This window comes from Streptomyces sp. NPDC050121 (assembly GCF_044460385.1).
Taxonomy (GTDB): domain Bacteria; phylum Actinomycetota; class Actinomycetes; order Streptomycetales; family Streptomycetaceae; genus Streptomyces; species Streptomyces soliscabiei.
The window spans coordinates 136728-158454 of the sequence record NZ_JBITJV010000021.1; the positions used below are offsets into that span (position 1 = coordinate 136728).

The window sequence follows — 21727 nt, forward strand, 5'->3', positions numbered from 1 at the left end:
CGGCCCGATACGCCGCGGTTCACTGAGCCCCCGCCAACCTGAACATCGCTGGTCAGCAGGGCTGGTGTGACCGGTGCTCAGAGTGCTCACGCTGGTCATGGGCGGCTGTCTGCGCAGTAGATCGTCCGTCAGCGGTTGATTGCCGGTTTTTCGGTGCTCGAATCGGTGGCGGGCGTGCGCTTCCCGATCAGTGACAGGCGTGACTCCGACGCCGTGGTGTTCGGCCACAGAGCTTCCGCAAAAACCCGTTGGCGGAACCACAGCAGCCACTGCTACGTTTCCGGAGGCCGTGCAGGAGAGCGAGGAGGTGGTACCCGTGAACGTATCGACATGGGTGCTCCCCTCCGGGGTCACGGTCGGGCGATAGGTCGTCCGGGAGCGCCGTTCAATGGCACTCCCGAAAGGCACGACCATGCAATTCACTTCTGAACTGCGTCTCGACGACGCTGTCCTCGAGCGTGAGTTCACCCTCGGTGAGATCCCCGGCATCCTGTGGACGCCCGCATCCGCGTCCGCACCGGCGCCGCTGATCCTGCTCAGCCCCCCTCCTCTCGGGCTGCGCAAGACGTACCCCCGGCTGGTGGCCCGGGCCCGGCACGCTGCGGCGGACGGCTTCGCCACGGCCACCATCGAGCTCCCCGGACGCGGCGACCGGCCGCGTTGGCCCGCCGCCGAGCAGGCCCTCGCCGATCTGCGCCGGGCGATGGAGGCCGGAGAGCCGGTCACCGACGAGATCATCGATGCCCTCATCCTCCCGCTGGTCGACAAATCGGTCCCGGAATGGCAGGCCGCCCTGGACGCCCTCCTGTCGCTGCCCGAGATCGGCGGCCCGGTCGGGTACTCGGGGGGAGTGATCTCCATCGGGACCCGGCTGGCGGTGGTCGAACCGCGCGTCTCGGCCGCCGTTCTGTTCGCCGGGAGTTTCGTCCCCCGGGCCATGTTCGAGGAGGCCCGCCAGGTCACCATTCCGCTGCACGTCCTGCTGCAGTGGGACGACGAAGGGAACGACCGGCAGGCGGCCCTGGACCTGTTCGACGCCTTCGGCTCCAAGGAGAAGACGCTGCACGCCAATATGGGTGGGCACGCCGGCGTCCCGCAGTTCGCAGGGGACGCCGCGGCCCAGTTCTTCACCCGACACCTGAAGTGACGCCGGGCCGTCAGGCCACCAGCAGACGGTAGCCATGTTGGCCAGGAGGCTGCTCATCTAGGACAGGTCACGGCCCTCCTCCGTTCACTACACCACGGGCCCCTGCCAGACTCTTGGCAGGGGCCCGTGGTGCCCGAAGCCATGAATTGCTCGACGTCTGCAGAGCTTCGAGTGCTGCCCGAACTCATGTCCAGGTGTTGTCGGCTCGTGAACAAAGCCACTCGATCACACCCTTTCCCGGAGAGCGCCATCAACGGGCTTCTACGATCTGTGCACGCTGGATCCCGAGCTGCTGGAACGGATCACCGCGCGGCGCGCGGAACTGGACGAACTCGAAGAGCAACTGGCCAAGCAGTTGACGGAGATACGGGCCGAGCGGGATGAACTCGCCGTCGCTGAGCGAGTCCTTGAGCGGATGAGCGAGCAGCTCGCCGACGAACGCACCTCGGTCGCGCCAGCACCCGGGCAGGTGGGCGGACGAACGGTGATGCTGATCCCGCACCGCACGTCAGGCGCGGAGGAGACCGCCCTTCCGCCGGACTACCAGCGCATTCTCGCCGCCGTGCGGCAGGCCGCCGGACCGGTCATGGCCCGGCAGGTCGGCGACGCGCTGGGAATCGACGTCAGCGTGCGGGGCAAGCTGGAGCCACTGCGCGGGAAGCTGGTCAGACTCGTCGATCGCGGCTGGCTGCGCAAACTGCCCGACGGCCGGTTCACCACCCGCCTGTGACCTGCTCCGGCGCCCGGAGTGGTGCGGCGTTCCGTTCCGCCCGGGACCGGGCTTGATGGCGTCGTCGCCAGACGGACCAGCCGAGGTGATGTGCGGCTGGGCGGACGATGGTGATGAGCGCGGCGAACAGGTGCTGGATCTCGTTGCAGGTCAACGGGATCAACTCGCCCGCGGCCGGACGGTGGTCGTGTTGGTTTGCGGCGACTGCGGCCAGGAACGCATGGGCGAGCATCGCGAGGGTGACCCAGCGGAGCCAGGACGTCCAGCGTCTGACCTGGTGCTCATCCAGCCCGGCCAGGCCCTTGGCGGCCTGGAATGTCTCCTCGACGGTCCACCTGCGGCCGGCCACCCGCACCGGCGTGGCCAGCGGCACCGGGGCAGCGGAGTAGCAGCGGTAGAAGGCGAGTTCGCCGCTGTTGCGGTTGCGGCGAACGAGCAGATGACGGTGACCGGGCTGGTCGTCGGCAACGTCGGCCAGGGCCCGGTCGTAGAAGCGGTGCCCCTTGGCTCCGGCGCCTGCGGAGAGTTTCTGCCAGGCTCGTTTCGGCACCTTCTTGGCCAGAGCATCGGCCCGCACCTTGCCCGCCCGGGTGGCGATCTGGTGATCGCAAGCCACCGCGAGGACGTAGCCGACCTGGCGCTGTTCCAGCGCGCTCCGCAGCTGCGGATTGCCTCCGTAGACCTCGTCCGCGGTCACCCAGGCTGCACGGATCCCGGCGTCCAGGGTCCGGTCGATCATACGGACGGCGAGCGCGGGCTTCGTGGCGAAGCCGACATCCTCGGGAACCCCTGCCAACCTGCAGCGGTCCGCATCCGTGATCCACGAGCGCGGCACATACAGTTCCCGGGCTATCGCCGCGTGCCCGCGTCGGTTGGAATAGGCAAGGTAGACGGCGACTTGGCTGTTCTCGATGCGCCCAGCAGCGCCGGTGTACTGTCGCTGCACGCCGACCGTGGCGGTGCCCTTCTTCAGGTCGCCGGTCTCATCGACCACCAACACCGCATCATCATGCAGTTGCTCGATGACGAAGCTACGCAGATCGTCCCGGACCGCATCTGCATCCCATTTCGCCCTCGACAGCAGATGCCGCAGGCCGTACGGAGTAGCGTCGCCGGCGTGCTCGGCCGGCGTCCAGCAGTTCTTGCGTGGCAGGTCCGACAAGAGCCCGAGCACGAACTCCCGTGCCCGCCGCCGTGGCTCCACGCAGGTGAACCGTCCCGCGATGCGGCCCATCAGGGCCTCAAACATGTCCTGCCAGGGGGCGGGATCTATGCTGTGCCCCGCGGCCACCGCCTGATCTTCTGTCTTCACACACCGATGATCAACGGGTGGCCGCATCCGCGACGCTTGCCCCCTGCCATCCGGGGTCAGAGGGCCCACGCGCGCTGGGCAGGGGGCTGACCATGTGGTCGATCACTTCACGGCCGGTGTTTCGGCGATTCGCCGGTGCCATCGTGGCCGGCGCGGCCTTGGCCACAACCTCAGGATGCACGGTTCCCGTCGATGCCGTCGCCGGTATCTCCGTGACCGGCGACGGCCATCTGCTCGGCGTCATGATGGTCTGCGGACATCAGATCGATGGCGCGACCCTCTACGTGGACAGCGACGACGTCAACAAGACCGCGACGGTCGGTTCATGGACCGCCGACCGTTCCCTCAGGCCCGGTCTCGCTACCTGGACCCTCGATTCTCCTGCCGTCGGTTGGACCTCGACCACATCTCTGGCTCCGCTCAGCGCCAAGACCGCCTACGTGCTCTACGGCTGGACCAAAGACAACTCGTGGTCATCGCAAGAGGTCTCCTTCACCCTGGCCGACCGGGATCGGCTCACCCCAGGAAAGATCCGCTACGACAGCATCTCGGGCAACGGCGACGATTCCGTAGTCACCGTCTCCATAGCCGAGTTCAAGTCCAGGGCCTGCCGGAACATGTAACGCGACAGCGCATCCGGCCAGGCCGAGGCACTGCCGTTGACGGGTGGCACGCCCTCAGCCTTCGCCATCACAAGACGCAAGATCACGATCGACCCGGGAGAACCGGCCAGCGATCCGGCCCATGAGCCCCTCGAACGCCTCCAGCCAGCGGGCAGGATCCCCGCTGTGTCCTGCGGTCACAAAACTCGCGGGTTGGCGGGCATCGTTCAACAGCGGGTTCAGGCGATCGCAGGTCGCGCGTCCATCGAACCACATGGTTCCTCGCATGGGCCCGCTCATCACCAGGAGTGTGGAGAAGCCGCAGCCGTCGTCGTGGAGAAAGGCAGCCCCGCAAGCCCGAGCATCTTCGGCCGCATCGGCGGCTTCTCGCCAGGCATCGTGATCAGCTTGGTACGCCGCGATCGACGCATAGTCCTCCCGCTTCGGCTCCTTCTCCCAAAGATCTTCACTCGCCGCGAGCGCCGTGTCGTGATCGGGGAAGGGGGCGTGCAGCTTCGCGTGGTCCGCATGCCGGGCGCCGTCCCAGTCCCAGCGCGCCCCATCGAACCGCAGCGTGCGCACCCGGCCACCGGCGCTGACACGAAGCAGGTACTGACGACAGTCGTCGGGAAACGTCACGCCGAACTGTTCCTCGACCTGGTGTACCTGTGCCTCACTCAAGGCTGGTGGGAGACCGCTTTGCCCGCTGGCGTCCGTTCCCTGTCGTGCGTAGAGGACGATGGTCCGTTCCCGTACCTCGTCCCAGTCCACTGCCTGCATGCTCGGCAAGACAGCGCGGCGGCGAAGATCACGATCTACGGCTGGAGTAGCTGAGCTAGAGCGTGTCTCTTTGATGGGTTGGTCAGTTGATCGGATGTGTCTGTCCGATTAGTGATCACTGCGGTCCAGCCGATGTCGTCGACGGCCCACCTGATCAGCCGCTTGTGGGCCGTCTGGAACGAGCCGAGCTCCTCGGGGAGGTGCCACGCGATGGCCTCGAGCGTGCCGCGGTGATCGGCCCAGCGCCGTCCCCGGACCGGATCGGCCGGCATGAGCGGCCCGATCCGGTGGTTTTCCCCATTTTTCAGGCATAGGCGGTGGTGTTCGGGGATGCTGTCGAGGTACCTCTGAAAACCACTGTATGGAGACCCCCAGTGCGCCGTCCGACCCGGAAAGCCTTCGCCGCCCTCATTGCCGCAGCCGGCCTCGCCCTCCCCCTCCTCACCCCCACACCCGCCTCGGCTGCCACCGCCACCAGCCGCTTCGCGAACTACCGCTACGGTGACTGCCTGCGCGAGACCTCCGAAACCGGCCTCAAGGGCGACCGCTGCACCACCGGACGCGGCAGCCTCCTGTGGCAGTGGAACGGCCGCCTCAACACCAGCACCACTCTTAAGAACAACTTCTGGGGCCGCTGCCTCGACAGCAATGACCGGGGCGACGTCTACCCCCTGCGCTGTAACGGCGGCTCATACCAGAAGTGGCGCACCGTCCAGCCCGCCGCCCGCAGCGCCATCATGCTCCAAAGCGTCGGCACGGGCCGCTGCCTCTACCAGCAGGACAACGGCTACTACCGCACTGCCCGCTGCGACCGAGGCGCCCAGAACCAGCGCTTCACCATCGGCTGAACGGATCTCTCGACCGCTTCAAGATGCCGTCCTCCGGCCCGGGGCCCCTGCGTGCCCGCCGTGCCCTACGCTCGACCTACGACCTGTGCGTTGGAGAATGCGGAGGGCATCGTGGTCCCGATTGCACCTGAACTGCTCATGGCCCTTGCCGGCGGTACCGCGGGTGCGGCCGGGGAGCAGATCTGGACGTCCCTGCGAAACCTGGTCAGGCGACGGCCGTCGGACGGAGAGCGGTACGACGAGGGCGAGTTGACGGCCCTCGCCGAGGCGCCCGACAGCTCGGAGCGGGCTGTGGAGCTCGCGCAGGCACTGGCTCTCCGCGCCCGGCAGGACCCCGCCTTCGCCGAGGCGCTCGCGGCCTGGCGGCGGGAGGCCGAGGCGCTGGAGGGCGCGCGGACCGGCGCGGGCGACGTACGCAACGTGGTCTCCGGGGGCACTCAGAGCACCGTCATCCAGGCGCGGGACGTTCACGGTTCCATCAACCTCGGTGGCTGACGAGGCCGTGCGCGGCCGGGTCGGTGGCGCGGGAGAGGGCCGAGTGAACCGGACGACGCAGTCGCGCCGGCCCGGCACCCGAACGTGACATTGCTGACGTGCCGTCCCCTGTTGGTCTACTGTGAGTGCCGTGTCGGAACGTGACGAACCCTGTGCGCTTGCAAGCGAGTTCACCGCGGCACTCGCTCGTCAGCAACAGCTCGCCGAGCGCCGTGAGGAGATCGTCACCAGGCTGCACGACGAGGTAGAGCGACTGCGCCGGGGCGAGATGGAAAAGGCGCTCGACCTGGTGCGCCACTCCCTGATCCGGCTGCACGACCAGATCCTGCGCCAGGCCGAGAACGTCACCGCCCCGCTCGGCGTCGACGAACTGCGGTCCCTGCTGACCGCGCTGGCCGACGAGGCGGCGGACACCGTGGCCGGGACCGGCGTCGAGCGGTATGTCCCCGGGCTCGGCGAGGCATTCGACATGGCGTTGCAGCGTCCGGTGGGCCGCGCCGCCGCCGGAGGGCCTGAGGCGGACCGGACGGTGGCGCGCGTCATGGCTGCCGGATTCGTGCAGGGGGAGCGGGTCGTGCGCAAGGCCGACGTCGTGGTTTCCCGTTGGGAACCGGATGCCCCTTGAACTTCTTCTCTCTCAGCGGGGCATGAAGGACATGCCCTGCGAGGACAACTGGCGGGACAACAGACGGGGCGGCCGTGACGCGCGGCCGTCCCGGTGGCGGGAGACCGTATGGCCGTGTACGGCATCGACCTGGGAACCACCTATTCGTGTATCGCACGGATCGACGAGGTCGGCAGGCCGACCGTGTTGCGCAACCTCGAAGGGACGGACACCACACCGTCCGTGGTCTACTTCGAGAGCGCCGACAGCGTCGTCGTGGGGCAGAGCGCGAAGGACGCCACCGTCCTCGACCCCGAGCACGTGGTGCAGCTGATCAAGCGGGACATGGGCGATGTGGTGCCGCGCGAGTTCCACGGCCGCACCTACATGCCCGAGGAGATCTCGGCCCGCATCCTGCGCAAACTCGTCGAGGACGCCAAGGCCGCCGGCGGCGAGGAGGTTCGTGACGCGGTGATCAGCGTGCCCGCCTACTTCGGGCTCGCCGAACGGGACGCCACCCGCAAGGCCGGCGAGATCGCCGGGCTGCGCGTCCTCGACGTGGTCGCCGAGCCCATCGCGGCCGCGCTCGATTACAGCGCGCTGGACGGGGACGAGGAGCGCGCGGACCGGGCCATCCTCGTGTACGACCTGGGCGGCGGCACCTTCGACACCACCGTCCTCACCCTGCGCGGGCGGGAGCTGACCGTGCTCTGCACGGACGGCGCGAAGGAACTGGGCGGCAGTGACTTCGACGACCGTATCGTCGTGCACCTGGTGGAGCGGTTCCGCGAGCGCTTCCCGGACGTCGACGACCCGCTGTCCGACCTGCAGTCCGAGACACAGCTGCGCAAGGACGCCGAGGAGGCGAAGAAGGCGCTGTCCTTCCGCGAGCGCTACACCGTCCGCGTCATGCACCAGGGCAGGGTCGAATCGGTGGAGCTGACCCGGGGACTGGTCGAGGAGCTGACCCGCGACCTGCTCGACCGCACCGTCGACATCACCCGCCGCACCGTCGAACTGGCCGCGGAGCGAGGCGTGTCGTCCTTCGACGAGGTGCTGCTCGTCGGCGGCGCCACCAAGATGCCCGCCGTCGCCGCCGCCCTGCGCACCCAGTTCGGCTTCGAGCCCAGGCTGCACAACCCGGACCTCGCGGTGGCCCGCGGCGCCGCGCTCTACGCCCTCGACCGGGCCACGTACATCCTCGCCGGCGGCGAACTCCCCGCCGGACAGGCCCCGGACGTCCCGGAAACCGGCCTCACCCGCCACCCCTACGACATCTCCACCGTCGCCTCGCGCGGTTACGGCATCCAGGTCACGGACATCGACGGCGGCCGGGAGTACGTCACCCACCTCGTGCACGCCAACGACACCCTGCCGGTGTCGGTGACCGACGACTTCTACACCCTGCGCGACGGCCAGCGGCGGGTCCGGATCCAGGTCATGGAACAGGCGGGCGCCGTGGAGTCGGAGGAACTGGAGCACAACGCCCCGGTCGCGGAAGGCACGTTGAAGATCCCGCCCGGCAAACCCGCGCGCTGGCCCTTCCAATGCGTCTTCACGCTCGACACCTCCGGACTGCTCACCGTCGTCGCCACCGAGCGGGAGTCCCGCGAGCAGATCGAGATCTCCATCCAGATCGGAGGGCTGTCCCAGGAGGCGGTCGACGAGGCCCGGGTCGCGATGAGCCGCCAGCGGATCGGCTGAGCGCGGGCAGGACGGGGGAAGCAGGCCGTGGTCTTCGACGAGACGCGCTACCGGCGCGAGGTGCTCGACGCCGGGTTGCCCGTGACCGAGGATCTGCGCACGCGCTACCAGTTGCCGCAGCACATCGACGGGCCCGCCGTCGCCGAGGCGGTCACTGCGGTCCGCGCCTGCTGGCGCCGCAGCCGCGCTCGGCTCAAGTACCGGCCGGTCATCGAGCAGTTGGAGGCCGGGTACCTCAGCCACCGGCCGCTTCTGGACGCGGCCGCGGCGGGGGACCCGGGACGGCTGCGAGCCGCCCTCGAGGCACACAGTCGGCGCGCGGAATCCGAGCGGACCCGGCTGCGCGCCGCTCTGCAGGAGGCCACGGGCGGGCTCGGCATGCTCGACGAGCGCACGGTTGCGGAGATCGCCGCCGCCCACCGGGTCCGGGAGGAACGGGTGAGAGACCTGCTGCCCGCGCTCGGGCTGCGTCTCGCCGAACCCGACCCGCTGCCGCGGACGGTTCCGCACCCCGCGTACGCGCGCTGCGGCCGCCAACTGGAGGTGCTCGGACTCAGGCACCTCGGCGACTTCCTCGCGACCGGCACACCCGGCGGGCGGACCGAGCAGCCCGTGCGCGTCTTCGACCGGCCCCCGGTCGGTGCGCCGGTCGTCGAGGCAGCGGCGCGCCGCTGGGGCCGCCTGCCGCACGGCGCCGCGCACACAGCCGCCCAGGCCGTGATCGCGGCCGTCCGCGGAGTGCTCACCGACCAGGGACCGGAGGGGCTCGCCCAGATCCTGCGCCATGAACTGGCGACCCCGCTGCGGACGCGGTACGCCGCCCGCGCGACGCCGTCGACGCTCCTCCGATACGTGGTGGACGAGCTGGCCGTCGCCGAGGAGGACGCGCGGCGACTGGTGTTCGCGGTGCTGCACGAGGCAGCCGGGGATCCGCTCTCGGAGCGGCTGCGCCGGCTGGCCGCGGAAGGGCGGCTCGCCGAGGCGGCGGCGGTGGCGGACCGGTTGCCGCCGGGCTCGCTCGCCGAGGACGTACGGCCACTGGCCGAGCATGTGCGCGAGAAACTCGCCGAGGCACGCGGGGTCGTGGAGCAGGCGCGCCGACTGCCGCCGACCGACGCGGACCGGGCCTGGGACCTGCTGGAACAGGCAGAGGCGGCAGTCCGCGACCTGCCGGTGATCGACACCGTGCGACAAGGGCTCGCGGTCCGTCCGGTGTCCGGTCTCACCGCGACCCGGGACGGCGCGGGCGTCACCGTCCGCTGGCGGCCCTCGCCGTCCACTCGGGGCGAGCCCGAGTATGTACTGCTGCGCAGTGAGCGGCGCCCGCCCCGCGATGTGGCCGACGGCACCGTGCTGCCGCTGACCGAGCCGCGTGCCACCTCGTACCTCGACGGCAGACCCCCTGCCTGCGTCCCGCTGTACTACGCGGTCGCCGTGCGCCGGGCCGCCGAACCCGGCAGCGCCCCCTCGCCGCTGCTGGTGGCGGGACCCGTCGTGCACTGGCCCGAGGTCGCGGGCGCCCGCCTGCGCCCCGGGGACCGTCAGATCGTCGCCGACTGGACCTGCCCGGAGGGCGCGCACGGCGTCGAGGTCGTCCGCACCGCGCCGGGTGGTGAGATCGTGACGGTCGCCGCCCGCCGCGACGGCTTCACCGATGGCGGGGTCTCGAACGCGACGACGTACGGCTACCGGATTCGAGTCGTCTACCGCACCGACGACGGACCGCCCGTACGCACGGAGGGCGTCCGGCGCACCGCCACGCCGCTCGCGCCGCCCGAGCCGGTCACCGACCTGGACATCCGCCTCGTCGACGGCCGCCTCCTGGCCCGCCTCGACCCGCTGCCGGACGGCGAGGTGCGCCTGTACGGGTTCCACGACGCGCCCCCGTGGCCGGCCGGCACCCGGCTGCGCACGACGGAACTCCCCGGGCGCCCGATCGTCGTGGAGCCTTCCCCGGAAGGGCTGCGGTTCACGCGGCCGGGCCGACTCACCCTGGTGGTCGCGGTCACGGTCGCCGGGGAACATGCCGTCGTCGGCGCACATGCGGCGGCCGCCGCGCCGGCCCTGGGCAGTCTCACGCTCACCCGGCACGGCGGCACGGGCGTGACCGTCGTCTTCGACTGGCCGCCGGGCAGCGGCGACGAGGTCGAGGTCGTCTGGCGGAGCACCGCCGCGGCGGTCGGTCGGCGACGCACGGTCACCCGGGCCGCCTACCGGCATGAGGCGGGCGTACGGCTGCCGGTCGCCGACGGCGACGGGGTGGACGTCGAGGTGCGGCCGATCGCCCTGCTCGGCGGGCTGGCCGCCTACGGAGAGCCGAGCACGGCGGCACTGCCACCGCGCATCGACGTCGACTACCGGCTGGAGCGGCACGGCCTGCCCGGACGCCGCACGGTCACCGCCGTGTTCACGGCACGCGCCACCGTACGAGCCGAGCGGCTGCTGCTGGTCCGTTCGCGCGGTCCGGTCCGGCCGCTGGAGCCCGCCGACGGGGAGGTCCTTGCGGCAGCCACCGACGTGACGCTCGGCCCGGGACACGACGTCCGACTGTCGGCGCGCCTGGCCCGCGGCCCGAGCGGCGGGCTGCGCTGCTTCGCCGTGGGCGAGTCGCTCGTCCTGCGTGACCCGCCGCCGCACACGCTCAAGGTCTCCTGAGGGGAGTGGACGTGCGAATGCCGTGGCGCCGCAGCTGGGTGTGCCCGCACTGCTTCCGGAGCATCTCCCGGGCACAGATCGCGTACGTCTGCGCGAGTGGTGCCGGCTGCGCCGAGGACCGGGTCCTCGCGTCCGCCGACCCACGGGCCGGTTCGGCGGTGTGCGGTACCTGCGGCCGTACCACCACCCGGCTCCGCTGCACCGCCTGTGCGGGCCGGCTGCCGGAGGGCTATCTGCGGGTCCCCGGCAGGCTGGTGGCGCTCGCCGGACCGGTCAGCTCCGGCAAGAGCACCTACATCGGCGTCCTCGTGCACGAGCTGCTGCACCGCCTCGGAGCCGAACTCGACGCCGCTCTGCTGCCCTGCGACGACGACACGATGGCCGACTACCACGAGCGGTACGAACGGCACCTGTACGAGGAGCAGCACACCGTCCCCAAGACCGCGGAGCACGACGCCGGGCGCCCCCTGGTGCACCGGCTCAGCCGCACCCGGCGGGGCCGTTTCGGGCGCACCCGCCGACGGGTGCTGACCCTCGTCTTCCTCGACACGGCGGGCGAGCACTTCGCCTCGCGCGACCGTATGGAGACCCAGCTGCGCTACTTCGCCGCGGCCGACGCCGTGGTCGTTCTCATCGACCCCCAGGACCTGCCCGGCGCACCCGTGAAGGGCGGTGACGGGGTGCCGGGCAGGTCGGGCGACGTACTGGCCCGGGTGCTGGGCCACTTGGGCGGCGGCAAGGTGACCGTGCCGGTCGCGGTCGCCCTCACCAAGGCCGACCTCCTGTGGCCGCACCTGCCGGACAACTCCCCGCTGCACCGCACCCGCCGCCCCGGCCCCGTCTTCGACGCCGACGACCGAGCCGCCGTCCACGCCGAACTGCAGGCCCTGCTGCGACACTGGCAGGAACACCAGCTCGACGCGCGGCTCCAGCAGTTCTGCACCGATTACCAGCTGTTCGCGCTGTCCACGCTGGGTACCGCGCCCCGGCAGGGCGGTGACCTCGGACTCGGCGGCGTGGTACGGCCGCACCGAGTGGAGGATCCCCTGATGTGGCTGCTGCACCGCTTCGGCGCCCTCGACCGGGGACGGGGGTGACACACATGGCCGGACAGGCGCACTACACGTCCGCCCCGCCCTCGGCGGACGCACCCCACGGCGGCTTCCGCTTCACCGCGGTCTCCCCGGCCGCCCGCCCCGCACTCGACGTCCTGCGCCCGCTGACAGGGTACGCGCGACCGCCGGGCACAAACCGGCAGGACGACTTTCCCGTGGCGTTCGCCTACGACCGGCCGACCGCCGACGTGGCCGTGCTGACCCGGACCTGCTTCACCGGCCAGGACTACAGCGGCCGCTGGGGCAACCACTTCTGCCACGTCCTGTGCGCCACCCCCGGTGAACTCGCGGGCCTGCGCCCCGTCGAGCTGTGGGACACCCCGCAGTGGTCTCCGTCGCCCGCGCCCGGCGACGGCCACGACCTGCCCGACCTCGCCGAACTCGTCCCCGGCAGCGCCGTCGGACCCGACCGCGTGGGCCGTCTGCTGGCCGGCACCGGCGACCCCGGCGTCCGCCTCCTGGAACGACTGCTCACCGCGGCCCTGCGGGCGCTGGCCGACGAGGGCCTCGGCGCGACCCTGGTCTCCTCGGACGCGGACCGTGTCCTCGACTGGATCGCCGCCGTCTCGTACACCCTGCCCGCGGGCCTGGCGGCCGAGCTGACGTTCACGACGTACACCGCGCGGCCGAAGGACGACCACCGCCATCTGATCGGGACGCGGCCGGAGACCGGGAAGCGGGCACCGGGTCCGGTGTTCGACCTCGACCGGCTGACCGCGGACGGCTGTCCGGAGCCCGGCCCGATGGCACGCTTCCTCGCGGACGCGTTGGGGAACGGGCGCCTCGACATCCTGGACACCGTGGCTGAGGTGTGGGACGCGGGACCTGCGGACGGCGTCGAGGCGGACGTACGGCGGCTGCGGACCGGGTGCGCGTTGCTCGCGCCGGACGGCGACGCGGGGGCTTTCGGCGGGGAGGGCTCCGGGCTCGCGGGTTTCGTACGCGCCGTCGTGGAACTGCGGCTCCAGGAGGCGGGCCTGACGCCCGAGCACCTCGGGAGAGCCGTCGCGCGTCATCTCGCCCACGGGACGGCACCCCTCGGCGAGGTACGGGCCGTGCTCGCTCCGTTGCCCGGCTCCTGCCGGCCGGCCGTCCTCGCCGGGGTGTTCGCCGCCCTCGAAGCCTCCGCCGAACTACGGACCGCCGCCCTGGATGCACAGGCGTGCGCGTCCCTCGTCTCTCTCGCGGACGAGGCTCCGGACGTGCTTGCCGGTGCCCCCGGCACCGCGCTGCACGTCCTGCGCCGGGCTCCCGCGGAACCATCGTCGGCCGCGCTGCGGATCCTGCGGCTGTTCCGGCAGGGGCTCTGGGAGGAGAAGGAGGTCTATGCGGCGCTGCGGGATCTGGTACGGGCCGAGGAGCCGGAAGCGGAGCGGGCGTCACTGCTGCCGTGGCGGCGCGGGGCGGCCCGGCAGAAGGAGTGAGCCGTGTCCAATCCCGTGGTCCTGCTGCTGGCGACCACCCTGCTGGTCGTCCTGATCGTCGGCCATGGCGTCCTGGTCACCCTGCCCAAGCTGATGTGGGCTCAACTGCACACCGTCTGGCGCACCTTCGGCCGGGCACCGCACACCCCACCCGACCCGGACGGCGAGCCGGCCGTGCCCGTCTACGCCCGGGTCATCGCCGCACGCGACCTGCGCGCGACCTGGTGGGACGGACTCGATCGGCACGAACGGCTGGTGAGCGAGGCCGACCGGTTCGTGGCCGACCTGGTCAGGGACGTGTTCCGCGGGCCGCGACGGGGCGGGAGCGACGGGCAGGGCTGCCTGACGCTTCTGCTGCGCCCACCCTTCCTGCTCACGACCGTCTTCGTCGTACTGACCGCGACGGCCTTCAGCCTCGTTCCGCTCCTGCTCACGCTGCTGGTGTGGGTGCTGTGCTGCGCTCTGTGGGCTCTGTGGTGGGCGGTGTGGGCGACGGTCGCGCAGGCGGGGCGCGCGCTGCGCGGCGGGCCGGCGCCCTGCCCGTACCCGGGTTGTGGACGCGTCGTCCACCGCCCGGTCAGGCAGTGCCCGACATGCCGGGCCGGACACCGGCGGCTGGTGCCCAACCGGTACGGCGCCTTCCGCCACCGCTGCCGCTGCGGCACCCGCCTGCCCGCCGTGCTCGGAGTGCGCCGCCTGGACGCGTGCTGTCCGCACTGCGGGAAGGCGCTGCCCGCCGGATACGAATGGGCGCGGGTCGTCGTGCTCGTCGGGGGCTCGACCGCACAGCGCGCCGCAGTGCACCGGCAGGCACTGGCCGAGCTGGGCGCCGCGCCCGGGGCCGAGCCGCCGCTCGTACGCATCGGCAAGACACCCCTGCTCTGGTACGACCCGCCTGGTGACGCGTACGGCAGTCAGGGTTCGGCCGCCGGTCTTGAGGTGGTGCGCCGGGCCCGCGGACTGCTGCTGGTGGTGGACGACCCTGCCGCGCACAGCGTCGACGTGCACGCCGTGACCCGGGTTCTGCACGTCGTGGCGGGACTGCCCGCGCGCCGCCGTCCGCGCCGGTTGGCCCTGCTGTACACCCGAGCCCTGCGGGGCGACGGCGCCGAAGTGCGGGTGCGGCTGGACGCGGTCGGCGGCGGTCACCTGCTGCGCGCGCTCGACGCCACGGGCATTGCGGTGCGCTGCGTTCCGGCCGCCGAGCTCGCGGGGACGGTGCGGTGGCTCGCCGGTACGGCCGGCACCGCAGGCTCCGGGGAGACCCCGGCGCCGCCCCGTGCGCGCCGACCGGAGAACCCGACGCCCCGCCCGGCCCGGTACCACGCCGCTCGCCGCACCCTGCTCCTCACCCATCTCGCCGGGTACCTGGTCCTGCCGGTCGCCCTGGTCCTGCTGGCGGCGGGCGTGCTGCCCTCGCACGCCCTCTTCGGAGTGCCCGGGAGATACGACAAGTGGCGGCGCCCGCTGGCCGACTCGGTCCACCAGGTCGACCTCACCGCGGCCGCCACCCGGGACTGGCCGAAGCTCAGCGAGAGTTACTCGGCGCCGGGACATCCGGCGTCCGCCGCTCTGCCGGGACACGCGGGTTACTGGTCGGTCAAGGGTTCGCCGGAGAAGGACAACTGGCTGAGGCTCGACTTCGGGATGCCGTTGCCGTTGAGCGAGGTCTCGGTGGACTTCGATCCGGACAGCGTCACGTCGTGGTCCCCGGGAGTCGACGTGGAGGGCCAGAACGGCGCCCAGACGTACTGGCTCACCAACACCCACCCCCACCGGCAGAAGCAGGGCGCCTACCTCACCAAGACGTACGGCTACGACGATTCCGTCCCGCGGGCCGTCGACTCCATCCGGATCGGTCTGAACTCCGGCCTCGACGGCAAGACCAGCGACGAGCAGCGGCTTCGGCTGCGCGAGTTCAACGTACGCTGGCGCAGCTCCGACGCCCTGCGCCTGCACCCGGCGGCCGACGGCCGGCTGGCCATCGAGAACGCCACCGCACGTGACCTCGCCATCACCGTACGGCCGCCCCGGCTGCCGGCGGGCTGGCGGGCGACCCTCGTCGGACGGCCGCCCCGGACACTCGCGGCACACGGCACGTACCAGGCACGCTGGCGGATCACGGCTCCCCGGGGGACCACAGGGCGTTCTCCCATCGCCTACGCCGTCGACGCGGGCGAGAAGGGGCAGACCGTGACGGCCCGCTGCCTGGCCCTCCTCACGGCCGCCCTGGACGCCGAACCGCTCTGCTGAGCCTTCCCACTGCGCTCATCGGTGCCCGAGCGGCCGGCTCAGGAGGACTCCGTCGGTTTCCCGTGGAGGCGTACCGTGCTCAGGATCTTCATGATCGTCGAGTCCGGCAGTTCGTCCTTGACGCCTGTGGCGCCGACGAGGCTCCATGCGACGAAGCCGCCCGCGGAGTTCCTGAAGCCGAACGTGACGGCCTTGCCGTCGCCCGCGCACCTGCCCTTCTGAGGCGTGTTCCTGGACCGGGCCCACGCGATGCTGCCCTTGACGCCGGACCTGGTCGTGTACGGCTGCGCCGTCCTGTCGCGGACGATGCTCTTCCTGTCCGGCTGCGTGTAACCGCCGTACACCCACAGGTCCGCCAGGCTCAGGGCGACTTCCGCGGTGCTCCTGGAGCCCTTTGAGCCCTTGGTGCCCGCCATCGCCAGACCGGTGCTGTCCATGCGCCCGTCCTTGTCGTCGTCGGACAGGCACCAGTTCTCCCGGAGGATCGCAGGAGCGCTCATGACGATGACGGTCTTGCCCCAGTTGGCGGGGTTGCTGTAGTCGACCGTGCTGTCGTCGAAGCCGATCAGCATGTCCGGTGGCCGGACGTCCCAGCCCGGCGGTACATCGAAGGCCGTGCCCCACTTTGGGTTGACGACGACCTTCCAGCCCGGGACGGTCGGCCGCTCGGTCTCGGTGCTGTGCGGCTTGGGGGACGCCGGCGCCGAGGTTGTCACGCTCTTCGAGGCAGCCGTCGGCGCTTTGCTGTTTCCGCCGCCCCCGGCATGGTCGTCCTTGGCGCCGCCCAGGAGCAGGAAGCCGCTCAGGCCGACGGCCGCGACCACGGTCGTGGCCGCGGCGACCGCGACCACCTTTGCCCGGTTTCCGCCGCCGGGCGGCTGCGGCCACGGCGGTCGTTGGTACGGGTCCTCGCTGTGAAGGTTCCGCTCGTCCTCGGGCGGCTGTCCTGACCACATGCCTGAAAACCATAGTCCGGGGTAGTGCGGTTGTGCTCACGCTCTTCCGTTGCCGCGGGGTTTCCCAAGCTGCCGGACAAGCTGGGCAGTCGCCCTGACAGGCGGCATCGGCCGACAGAGCCTGTTCACGCTACGGTGGTCCGGCGCCGTGCGCCAGGAGGGAGCAGGCCGTGGTGAACCCACTCGAACTGCTCCTGGGCATCGCCGTGCTGGTGGTGGTGACCGTCGGCCACAGCGTCTTCGTGATCCTGCCCCGCCTCGTGTGGACCCCGCTGCGCGCCGTGTGGCGGACGTTCGGCCGAGCCCCGCACGTGGTGCCCGATCCCGGCGGAGAACCGGCCGTCCCTGTCTACGTCCGCAGCATCGCGCCGAGAGACCTGCGTGCTGCCTGGTGGGACGGTCTGGTCGGGCAGCGACACCCGGTGGGCGAGGCCGGGCAGTTCCTGAGGCCCGACGTGCGCAGGGGACGGGGCTGCATACTGCTCTTCCTGCGCCCGGCCTTCCTGCTCGCGACCGTCGCCGTCGTACTGACCGCGGCGGCCCTGAGCATCCTTCCCCTGCTGTTCTCCCTCCTGTTCTGGGCGTTGTGCGGTGCGCTGTGGACGCTGTGGTGGGCGGTGTGGGCCGCACTCGCGGGGTTGGGCAGGGTGCTGCGCGGGCCCGCGCCCTGCCCGCACACAGATTGCGGGCGCGTCATCGACCGTCCGGTGCGCCTGTGCCTCACTTGCGGCGCCGCACACCACCGGCTGGCACCCGACCGGTACGGCGCCCTGTACCGCCGTTGCTGGTGCGGCACCCGCCTCCCCGCCGTGATCGGCGTCCGCCGCCTGGCCGCACGCTGCCCGCACTGCGCGAAACCGCTGCCCGCCGGATACGACCGGGCGCGGGTCGTGGTGCTCGTCGGCAGCCCGGCCGCACAGCGCGGCGGCGTGTACCGGCAGGGACTGGCCGAACTGGGCGCCACGCCCGGGAGCGAGCCGCCGCTCGTGCGCGCCGACGGGCGGTCCCTGCTCCTGTTCGACCCGCCTGGGGATGCGTACGGCAGCCAGGAGTCGGTCGCCGTACTGGACGTCCTGCGCCAGGCCGACGGACTGCTGCTGGTGGTGGACGACCCCGCCGTGCACAGCGCCGCCGTGCACGCCGTCACCCGTGTCCTGCACGTCGTGGCCGCCCTGCCCGCGCGCCGCCGTCCGCGCCGTCTCGCGCTGCTGCACACCCGTGCCGCACGGGGCGACGACACCGCCGTCCGCGCCGAGCTGGCGGCGGCCGGCGGCGGTCATCTGCTGCGTGCCCTCGACGCCACCGGCATCCCGCTGCGCTGCGTCCCCGCCTCGGTTCTCGCGGGAACGCTGTGGTGGCTGGCCGGCGACGGAGGGCTCCCGGGCCCCGGCGCGAGCATCACGCCACCGCCCGTGCGCCGTCCGGAGAACGCCCTGCTCCGCTTCCCCCGCCACCGCGTCGCCCGCCGCACCCTGCTGCTCACCCACCTCGCCGGATACCTGGTGATACCGCTGGTCCTGGTCCTCCTGGTGGCGGACGAGGTACCGTCGGACGCAGTCTTCGGCGTGCCCGGCGCGTACGACAAGTGGCGGCATCCGCTGCGGGGTTCGGTCCGTCAAGTCGACCTCATGGCCGCCACCACCTGGGACTGGCCCAAGCTCGGCGCCGGTTATTCGGCTCCGGGGCACCCGCCCTCCGCGGCGCTCCCGGGCCACCCGGGGTACTGGTCGATCAAGGGATCTCCACGAGACTACAACTGGCTGCGCGTGGACTTCGGCCTTCCACTGCCGCTGAGCGAGGTCACGGTGGACTTCGACCCGGACAGCGTCAAGCGGTTCTTCCCACCGAGCCTCAGCGTGGACGGCCAGGTCGGCACCCGCGCGGTCCCGGCTCCGTTCGAATACGCTCACTACAAGGACGAGGACGGTCAGTTCAGCGGCCTGGACTTCCCCTTCGCCACAACCGTCGACTCCCTTCGTATCGGCATCAGCCCTCTGGTGGAGGGCGGTGACGAAAAGCAGTTCCGCATGCGCGAGTTCAACGTTCGCTGGATCAGCTCGGACGCGCTGCGCCTGCACCCGGCGGACGGCGGCCGGCTCGGCATCGAGAACGTCACGGGCCGCTCTCTCGCCATCGACGTGCGGGCACCGCTGCTGCCCGCGGGCTGGCACGCCACCCTCGTCGGGCACCCGCCCCGGGTGCTTGGGGCGCACGACACGTACGAGGCCCGCTGGCGGATCACGGCGCCGCAGGGGACCTCGGGCCGGGCTCCGATCGCGTACGCCGTCGATGCCACCGAGGACGGTCACACGGTCACGTCACGCTGCCTGGCCCTGCTCACAGCGGCCGGCCGGACCCGGCCGCTCTGCTGACCGCGTCACGGCCGCCAGCGTGGGCCGGCGAAGTCCTCGAGTGCCGCGGCGAGTTGGGGACCGACCTGCGAGGTCGTGCCGAGCGACAGGACGAAGTACCAGCCTTCGCCCATCCGGGCGCGGCGTGGCGGGCGCGGAGCTGTGGGCAGCAGACGTACCTGGAGCGCGTAGAAGCGCATGTCCCGACCCCGAATGACGGCGCGGCGTGCGGTGATCTCCTCGATACCGTGCCACGCGTAGGAGCGGCGTCTACGCCCGATCACCGAGGTGATCGCGTCCCGTGTCAGCTCCAGCTCCACCGGCCGGCGCGGCATGAGGAAGCCGACCACGGTGACCAGAGCACCGGCGAACGGCCAGAACACCACGACCAGCCAGTTCACGGGCTCCTGCCATTGGCCGCTCACGGTGAAGCGGACGAGGAAGACGCCGGTGATGGGTCCCACCGCCGCCCAGTGCGCCAGCGGCAGCCTCCGGGACCGGCCACGGACGTGGTAGCTGCCCGCGGTCCGTTCCACGGTGAAGTCGCGGGAGTCCGCGAGTACTGGTACGCGCGGCTTCACGAAGACGGGCATGGCGCTTCCCCGCCGCCGCGCGCTGTGGGCGGCGAGATGCTCCTGGAGCCGCCGGTTACGGAAGCGGTAAGTGCCCCCGGACAACTGCAGCAGGCCCGCCGTACGGGCGTCCCCGAGGAACCTCATCAGCGACCAGGGCACCCGTCCGGCCGCGGCCAGCGAGCATTTTGCGAGGATCCAGCGGCTCCACGGACTGAGCAGCACGAACATCGCCGAGGCGCCCGCCCAGGCGGCGATGGCCGGCCACCAACTGCCCGACCCGTGTGCGTCGAACGCGAAGTCCGCGCCGGCACCGAGGCCGATCAGCGGGGCCACCAGCGTCAGTGTGGTGACGAGCGCGCTCTGTTCGCCGCGCAGGAGTTCGCCGGGGGTGGCGGCGTCGACAGTGTCGGCGGGAGCCGCGTACACGATCATGAGCAGGGCGGGCAGCACACCGCCGATCCCGAGTGTGATCAGGAGGAAGTCAGGCGTCACGAAGACGTACAGGACGAGGAGCAGCACGACCAGGGCGGGCCCACCGGCGAGTGCCGCCAGGCGCGCCCGCGGGCCCACCCGCGCATGCCGGTCCACGGAGCGCAGGGCATGGATGAACAACAGCGGGTTCACGCTGCGGCGCGGCTCGGCGAGCCGCTGGCCGAACCAGCCATAGGTCACGGTCCGGGCGAGGGCGGCGAGGATGACGCCGCCCGTCACGTCGTACGTCACGCCGAGACCGCCCAGCGGATTGCTCTCGGCGTAGCCGGACATGAGCGCCCTGATACCGACGGAGATCAGAATGCCGGTCGTGAGGAGCGCGGGCAGCGCCAGCAGCAGGGGCAGCGGTGCTGCGTACAGCCGCCACCAGGCCAGTTCGGACTCCTCGCGGCGGCTCAGCAGCAGCGCGAGGTACGACAGCCAGGCGTCGGCCCGATCGGCCTCCCAGGCGCGGGGCGGGTGCAGACGGCCGGGGTCGGGCGGACGGGCCGGAAACGCGGCGGGCACGATGCGGTCGAGCAGATGCGCCTCGACCGCGTCCCGGTCCGGAAACCGCTCCTGGTCCGCCAACTCACCGGGATCGGCCGGATGTCGCTCGTAGGCGCGGCGCACCAGCCACACCATCAGCGGACTGTTCAGAGCCCACGCGACCGGCGCGGAGGGTTCCTTCCGAAGGGTCTCCAGCAGAGGGGCCCAGGCGGCGGCGCGAGCCCGGGGCCTGGCCTGGCGCAGGTATTCCGCGACCTCGTCGGGGCGCAGCGGCAGCGATTCGATGACCGTGGCGTGCCGCAGCCCTTTGCCCTCCTGGTCGAGGCCGGCGTATTCGGCCGTGCGGGAGACCAGTACGACGTCCCCTTGACTGCCGAGGCCGGCGTTGAGGGCGTCGAGGGCCTCGGCGCGGCGGTGCCTGGGCAGTTCGTCGAGGCCGTCGAGGACGGGCAGCACACGCCGCTCCCGGACGAGCCGTCGGGCGGGATGGACGCCGTCCACGGGCGGCAGACCGGGGTGGTCCTGCCGCAGCCGGTCCACAAGCCACTCGGCCAGCGGCTGCCGACGGGTGTCCCAGGACTCCAGCGACAGCACGAGCGGGATCGGCACGTCGTCCTCGCCCTGAGTGAGCCGCCGGGCGAGGAGTTCGAGGGTGAGCAGTACGGAGAGCACGGTCTTGCCTGACCCGGCGTTGCCCAGCACGACCAGCCGCCGCCGGGGCTGGAGCCTGAGGAAGGTCCCGGCGATGGTGTCGGCCCCGGAGCCCACGGGCACGTAGTTCCCCGCGGACGCGACTCGTCGGCTGGGCGTCCAGCGCACGGGCAGCGGCTCGGGATCGGTCATGTCCCAGGCGTCGGCCTCGGCACGCCACCGGAACAGGAGACTCCGTGCGAGCCTGCGCTCGGCCGCGGCCAGCGGAGCGTCGTCATCGTGAGGCGGGGGCTCCATGCGCAGCGTCAGATTGAGATCGCCTTCGAGGATCCCGATCTGGATCAGATAATCGGCTGTGCAGTCGACCGCGGTGTTGGTGATGTGCGGCCCACCGCCGGAGTCCCTCGTCATGTATGTCCGCCCCCGTTGTCGGCCTTCCCACTGTACTCATCCGCCGCCCCCGGCCGGAGCCCAGAACCACACGCTCCGGTTCGGCCGGGCCCGCCGCGAACACGGCGCCTCGCCAGGGGACTTCCGCTGCCGG

Annotated in this window: 16 protein-coding genes and 1 pseudogene; 12 read left to right on the top strand and 5 right to left on the bottom strand. The window is 71.6% G+C overall.

Translation table 11 applies throughout. The annotated features are described in order from the left end of the window. Positions 1–412 precede the first annotated feature (412 nt). Positions 413–1147, top strand: a complete 735-nt coding sequence (locus ACIBTS_RS28940) for an alpha/beta hydrolase (protein WP_399323209.1) — start codon at positions 413–415, stop codon at positions 1145–1147. Positions 1148–1502: 355 nt separating this feature from the next. Next, positions 1503–1877 carry a hypothetical protein gene (locus ACIBTS_RS28945; protein ID WP_399323210.1) on the top strand — a complete coding sequence of 125 codons (375 nt, stop codon included), beginning with the start codon at positions 1503–1505 and terminating at the stop codon, positions 1875–1877. On the opposite strand, the gene ACIBTS_RS28950 is transcribed toward ACIBTS_RS28945, so the two are convergent. After that, positions 1861–3111 (bottom strand): IS701 family transposase, encoded by a 1251-nt coding sequence (locus ACIBTS_RS28950; protein WP_399323269.1) that lies wholly within the window; start codon positions 3109–3111, stop codon positions 1861–1863. The genes ACIBTS_RS28945 and ACIBTS_RS28950 overlap by 17 nt on opposite strands. A gap of 170 nt (positions 3112–3281) precedes the next feature. Here ACIBTS_RS28950 and ACIBTS_RS28955 point away from each other — a divergent pair, with 170 nt between their 5' ends. Further along, positions 3282–3812, top strand: coding sequence for a hypothetical protein (locus tag ACIBTS_RS28955; RefSeq protein ID WP_399323212.1), 531 nt, complete (start codon positions 3282–3284; stop codon positions 3810–3812). Positions 3813–3866: 54 nt separating this feature from the next. Here the strand turns inward: ACIBTS_RS28955 and ACIBTS_RS28960 are convergent, their stop codons facing one another. Beyond that, entirely contained in the window at positions 3867–4571 is a 705-nt protein-coding gene (locus ACIBTS_RS28960) for a hypothetical protein (protein ID WP_399323213.1), read from the bottom strand. Positions 4572–4654: 83 nt separating this feature from the next. Beyond that, positions 4655–4843: pseudogene (locus tag ACIBTS_RS28965) on the bottom strand (IS5/IS1182 family transposase); the annotation flags it as partial. 102 nt (positions 4844–4945) lie between these two features. Here ACIBTS_RS28965 and ACIBTS_RS28970 point away from each other — a divergent pair. The 8 genes from ACIBTS_RS28970 to ACIBTS_RS29005 all read left to right on the top strand — a co-directional run bounded on the left by ACIBTS_RS28970 (position 4946) and on the right by ACIBTS_RS29005 (position 15669). Next, complete coding sequence (locus ACIBTS_RS28970) at positions 4946–5419, top strand: hypothetical protein (RefSeq protein ID WP_352379130.1); 474 nt, start codon at positions 4946–4948, stop codon at positions 5417–5419. Positions 5420–5530: 111 nt separating this feature from the next. Next, positions 5531–5914: a hypothetical protein gene (locus ACIBTS_RS28975; protein ID WP_399323215.1), complete on the top strand. Its 384-nt coding sequence runs from the start codon at positions 5531–5533 to the stop codon at positions 5912–5914. Between the two features lie 130 nt (positions 5915–6044). Continuing rightward, on the top strand, positions 6045–6539 hold the full coding sequence (locus tag ACIBTS_RS28980) for a nucleotide exchange factor GrpE (RefSeq protein WP_399323216.1): 495 nt from the start codon (positions 6045–6047) through the stop codon (positions 6537–6539). Positions 6540–6647: 108 nt separating this feature from the next. Next, positions 6648–8222, top strand: coding sequence for an Hsp70 family protein (locus tag ACIBTS_RS28985; RefSeq protein WP_399323218.1), 1575 nt, complete (start codon positions 6648–6650; stop codon positions 8220–8222). A 27-nt stretch (positions 8223–8249) separates the two neighbouring features. Further along, the gene (locus tag ACIBTS_RS28990; protein ID WP_399323219.1) at positions 8250–10877 is read left to right on the top strand and encodes a hypothetical protein; all 2628 of its coding nucleotides are present in this window, start codon (positions 8250–8252) and stop codon (positions 10875–10877) included. A 17-nt stretch (positions 10878–10894) separates the two neighbouring features. Then, complete coding sequence (locus ACIBTS_RS28995; RefSeq protein ID WP_399323270.1) at positions 10895–11974, top strand: hypothetical protein; 1080 nt, start codon at positions 10895–10897, stop codon at positions 11972–11974. 5 nt (positions 11975–11979) lie between these two features. Then, positions 11980–13416, top strand: a complete 1437-nt coding sequence (locus tag ACIBTS_RS29000; RefSeq protein ID WP_399323221.1) for a hypothetical protein — start codon at positions 11980–11982, stop codon at positions 13414–13416. 3 nt (positions 13417–13419) lie between these two features. Continuing rightward, the gene (locus tag ACIBTS_RS29005) at positions 13420–15669 is read left to right on the top strand and encodes a hypothetical protein (protein ID WP_399323223.1); all 2250 of its coding nucleotides are present in this window, start codon (positions 13420–13422) and stop codon (positions 15667–15669) included. 38 nt (positions 15670–15707) lie between these two features. Here the strand turns inward: ACIBTS_RS29005 and ACIBTS_RS29010 are convergent, their stop codons facing one another. Next, complete coding sequence (locus tag ACIBTS_RS29010; protein ID WP_399323225.1) at positions 15708–16625, bottom strand: hypothetical protein; 918 nt, start codon at positions 16623–16625, stop codon at positions 15708–15710. A gap of 170 nt (positions 16626–16795) precedes the next feature. Between ACIBTS_RS29010 and ACIBTS_RS29015 the strand changes: the two genes are divergently transcribed. After that, positions 16796–18997 carry a hypothetical protein gene (locus tag ACIBTS_RS29015; protein ID WP_399323227.1) on the top strand — a complete coding sequence of 734 codons (2202 nt, stop codon included), beginning with the start codon at positions 16796–16798 and terminating at the stop codon, positions 18995–18997. A 5-nt stretch (positions 18998–19002) separates the two neighbouring features. On the opposite strand, the gene ACIBTS_RS29020 is transcribed toward ACIBTS_RS29015, so the two are convergent. Next, positions 19003–21594, bottom strand: coding sequence for an NACHT domain-containing protein (locus ACIBTS_RS29020; RefSeq protein WP_399323228.1), 2592 nt, complete (start codon positions 21592–21594; stop codon positions 19003–19005). Positions 21595–21727: the final 133 nt, after the last annotated feature.

Bases quoted from the DNA above. Each gene is read 5' to 3' on its own strand.
- ACIBTS_RS28960 (WP_399323213.1), bottom strand. From the start codon at position 4,571: ATGCAGGCAGTGGACTGGGACGAGGTACGGGAACGGACCATCGTCCTC.
- ACIBTS_RS29020 (WP_399323228.1), bottom strand. From the start codon at position 21,594: ATGACGAGGGACTCCGGCGGTGGGCCGCACATCACCAACACCGCGGTC.
- ACIBTS_RS28955 (WP_399323212.1), top strand. From the start codon at position 3,282: ATGTGGTCGATCACTTCACGGCCGGTGTTTCGGCGATTCGCCGGTGCC.
- ACIBTS_RS29000 (WP_399323221.1), top strand. From the start codon at position 11,980: ATGGCCGGACAGGCGCACTACACGTCCGCCCCGCCCTCGGCGGACGCA.
- ACIBTS_RS29010 (WP_399323225.1), bottom strand. From the start codon at position 16,625: ATGTGGTCAGGACAGCCGCCCGAGGACGAGCGGAACCTTCACAGCGAG.
- ACIBTS_RS28985 (WP_399323218.1), top strand. From the start codon at position 6,648: ATGGCCGTGTACGGCATCGACCTGGGAACCACCTATTCGTGTATCGCA.
- ACIBTS_RS28950 (WP_399323269.1), bottom strand. From the start codon at position 3,111: ATGGGCCGCATCGCGGGACGGTTCACCTGCGTGGAGCCACGGCGGCGG.
- ACIBTS_RS28940 (WP_399323209.1), top strand. From the start codon at position 413: ATGCAATTCACTTCTGAACTGCGTCTCGACGACGCTGTCCTCGAGCGT.
- ACIBTS_RS28995 (WP_399323270.1), top strand. From the start codon at position 10,895: ATGCCGTGGCGCCGCAGCTGGGTGTGCCCGCACTGCTTCCGGAGCATC.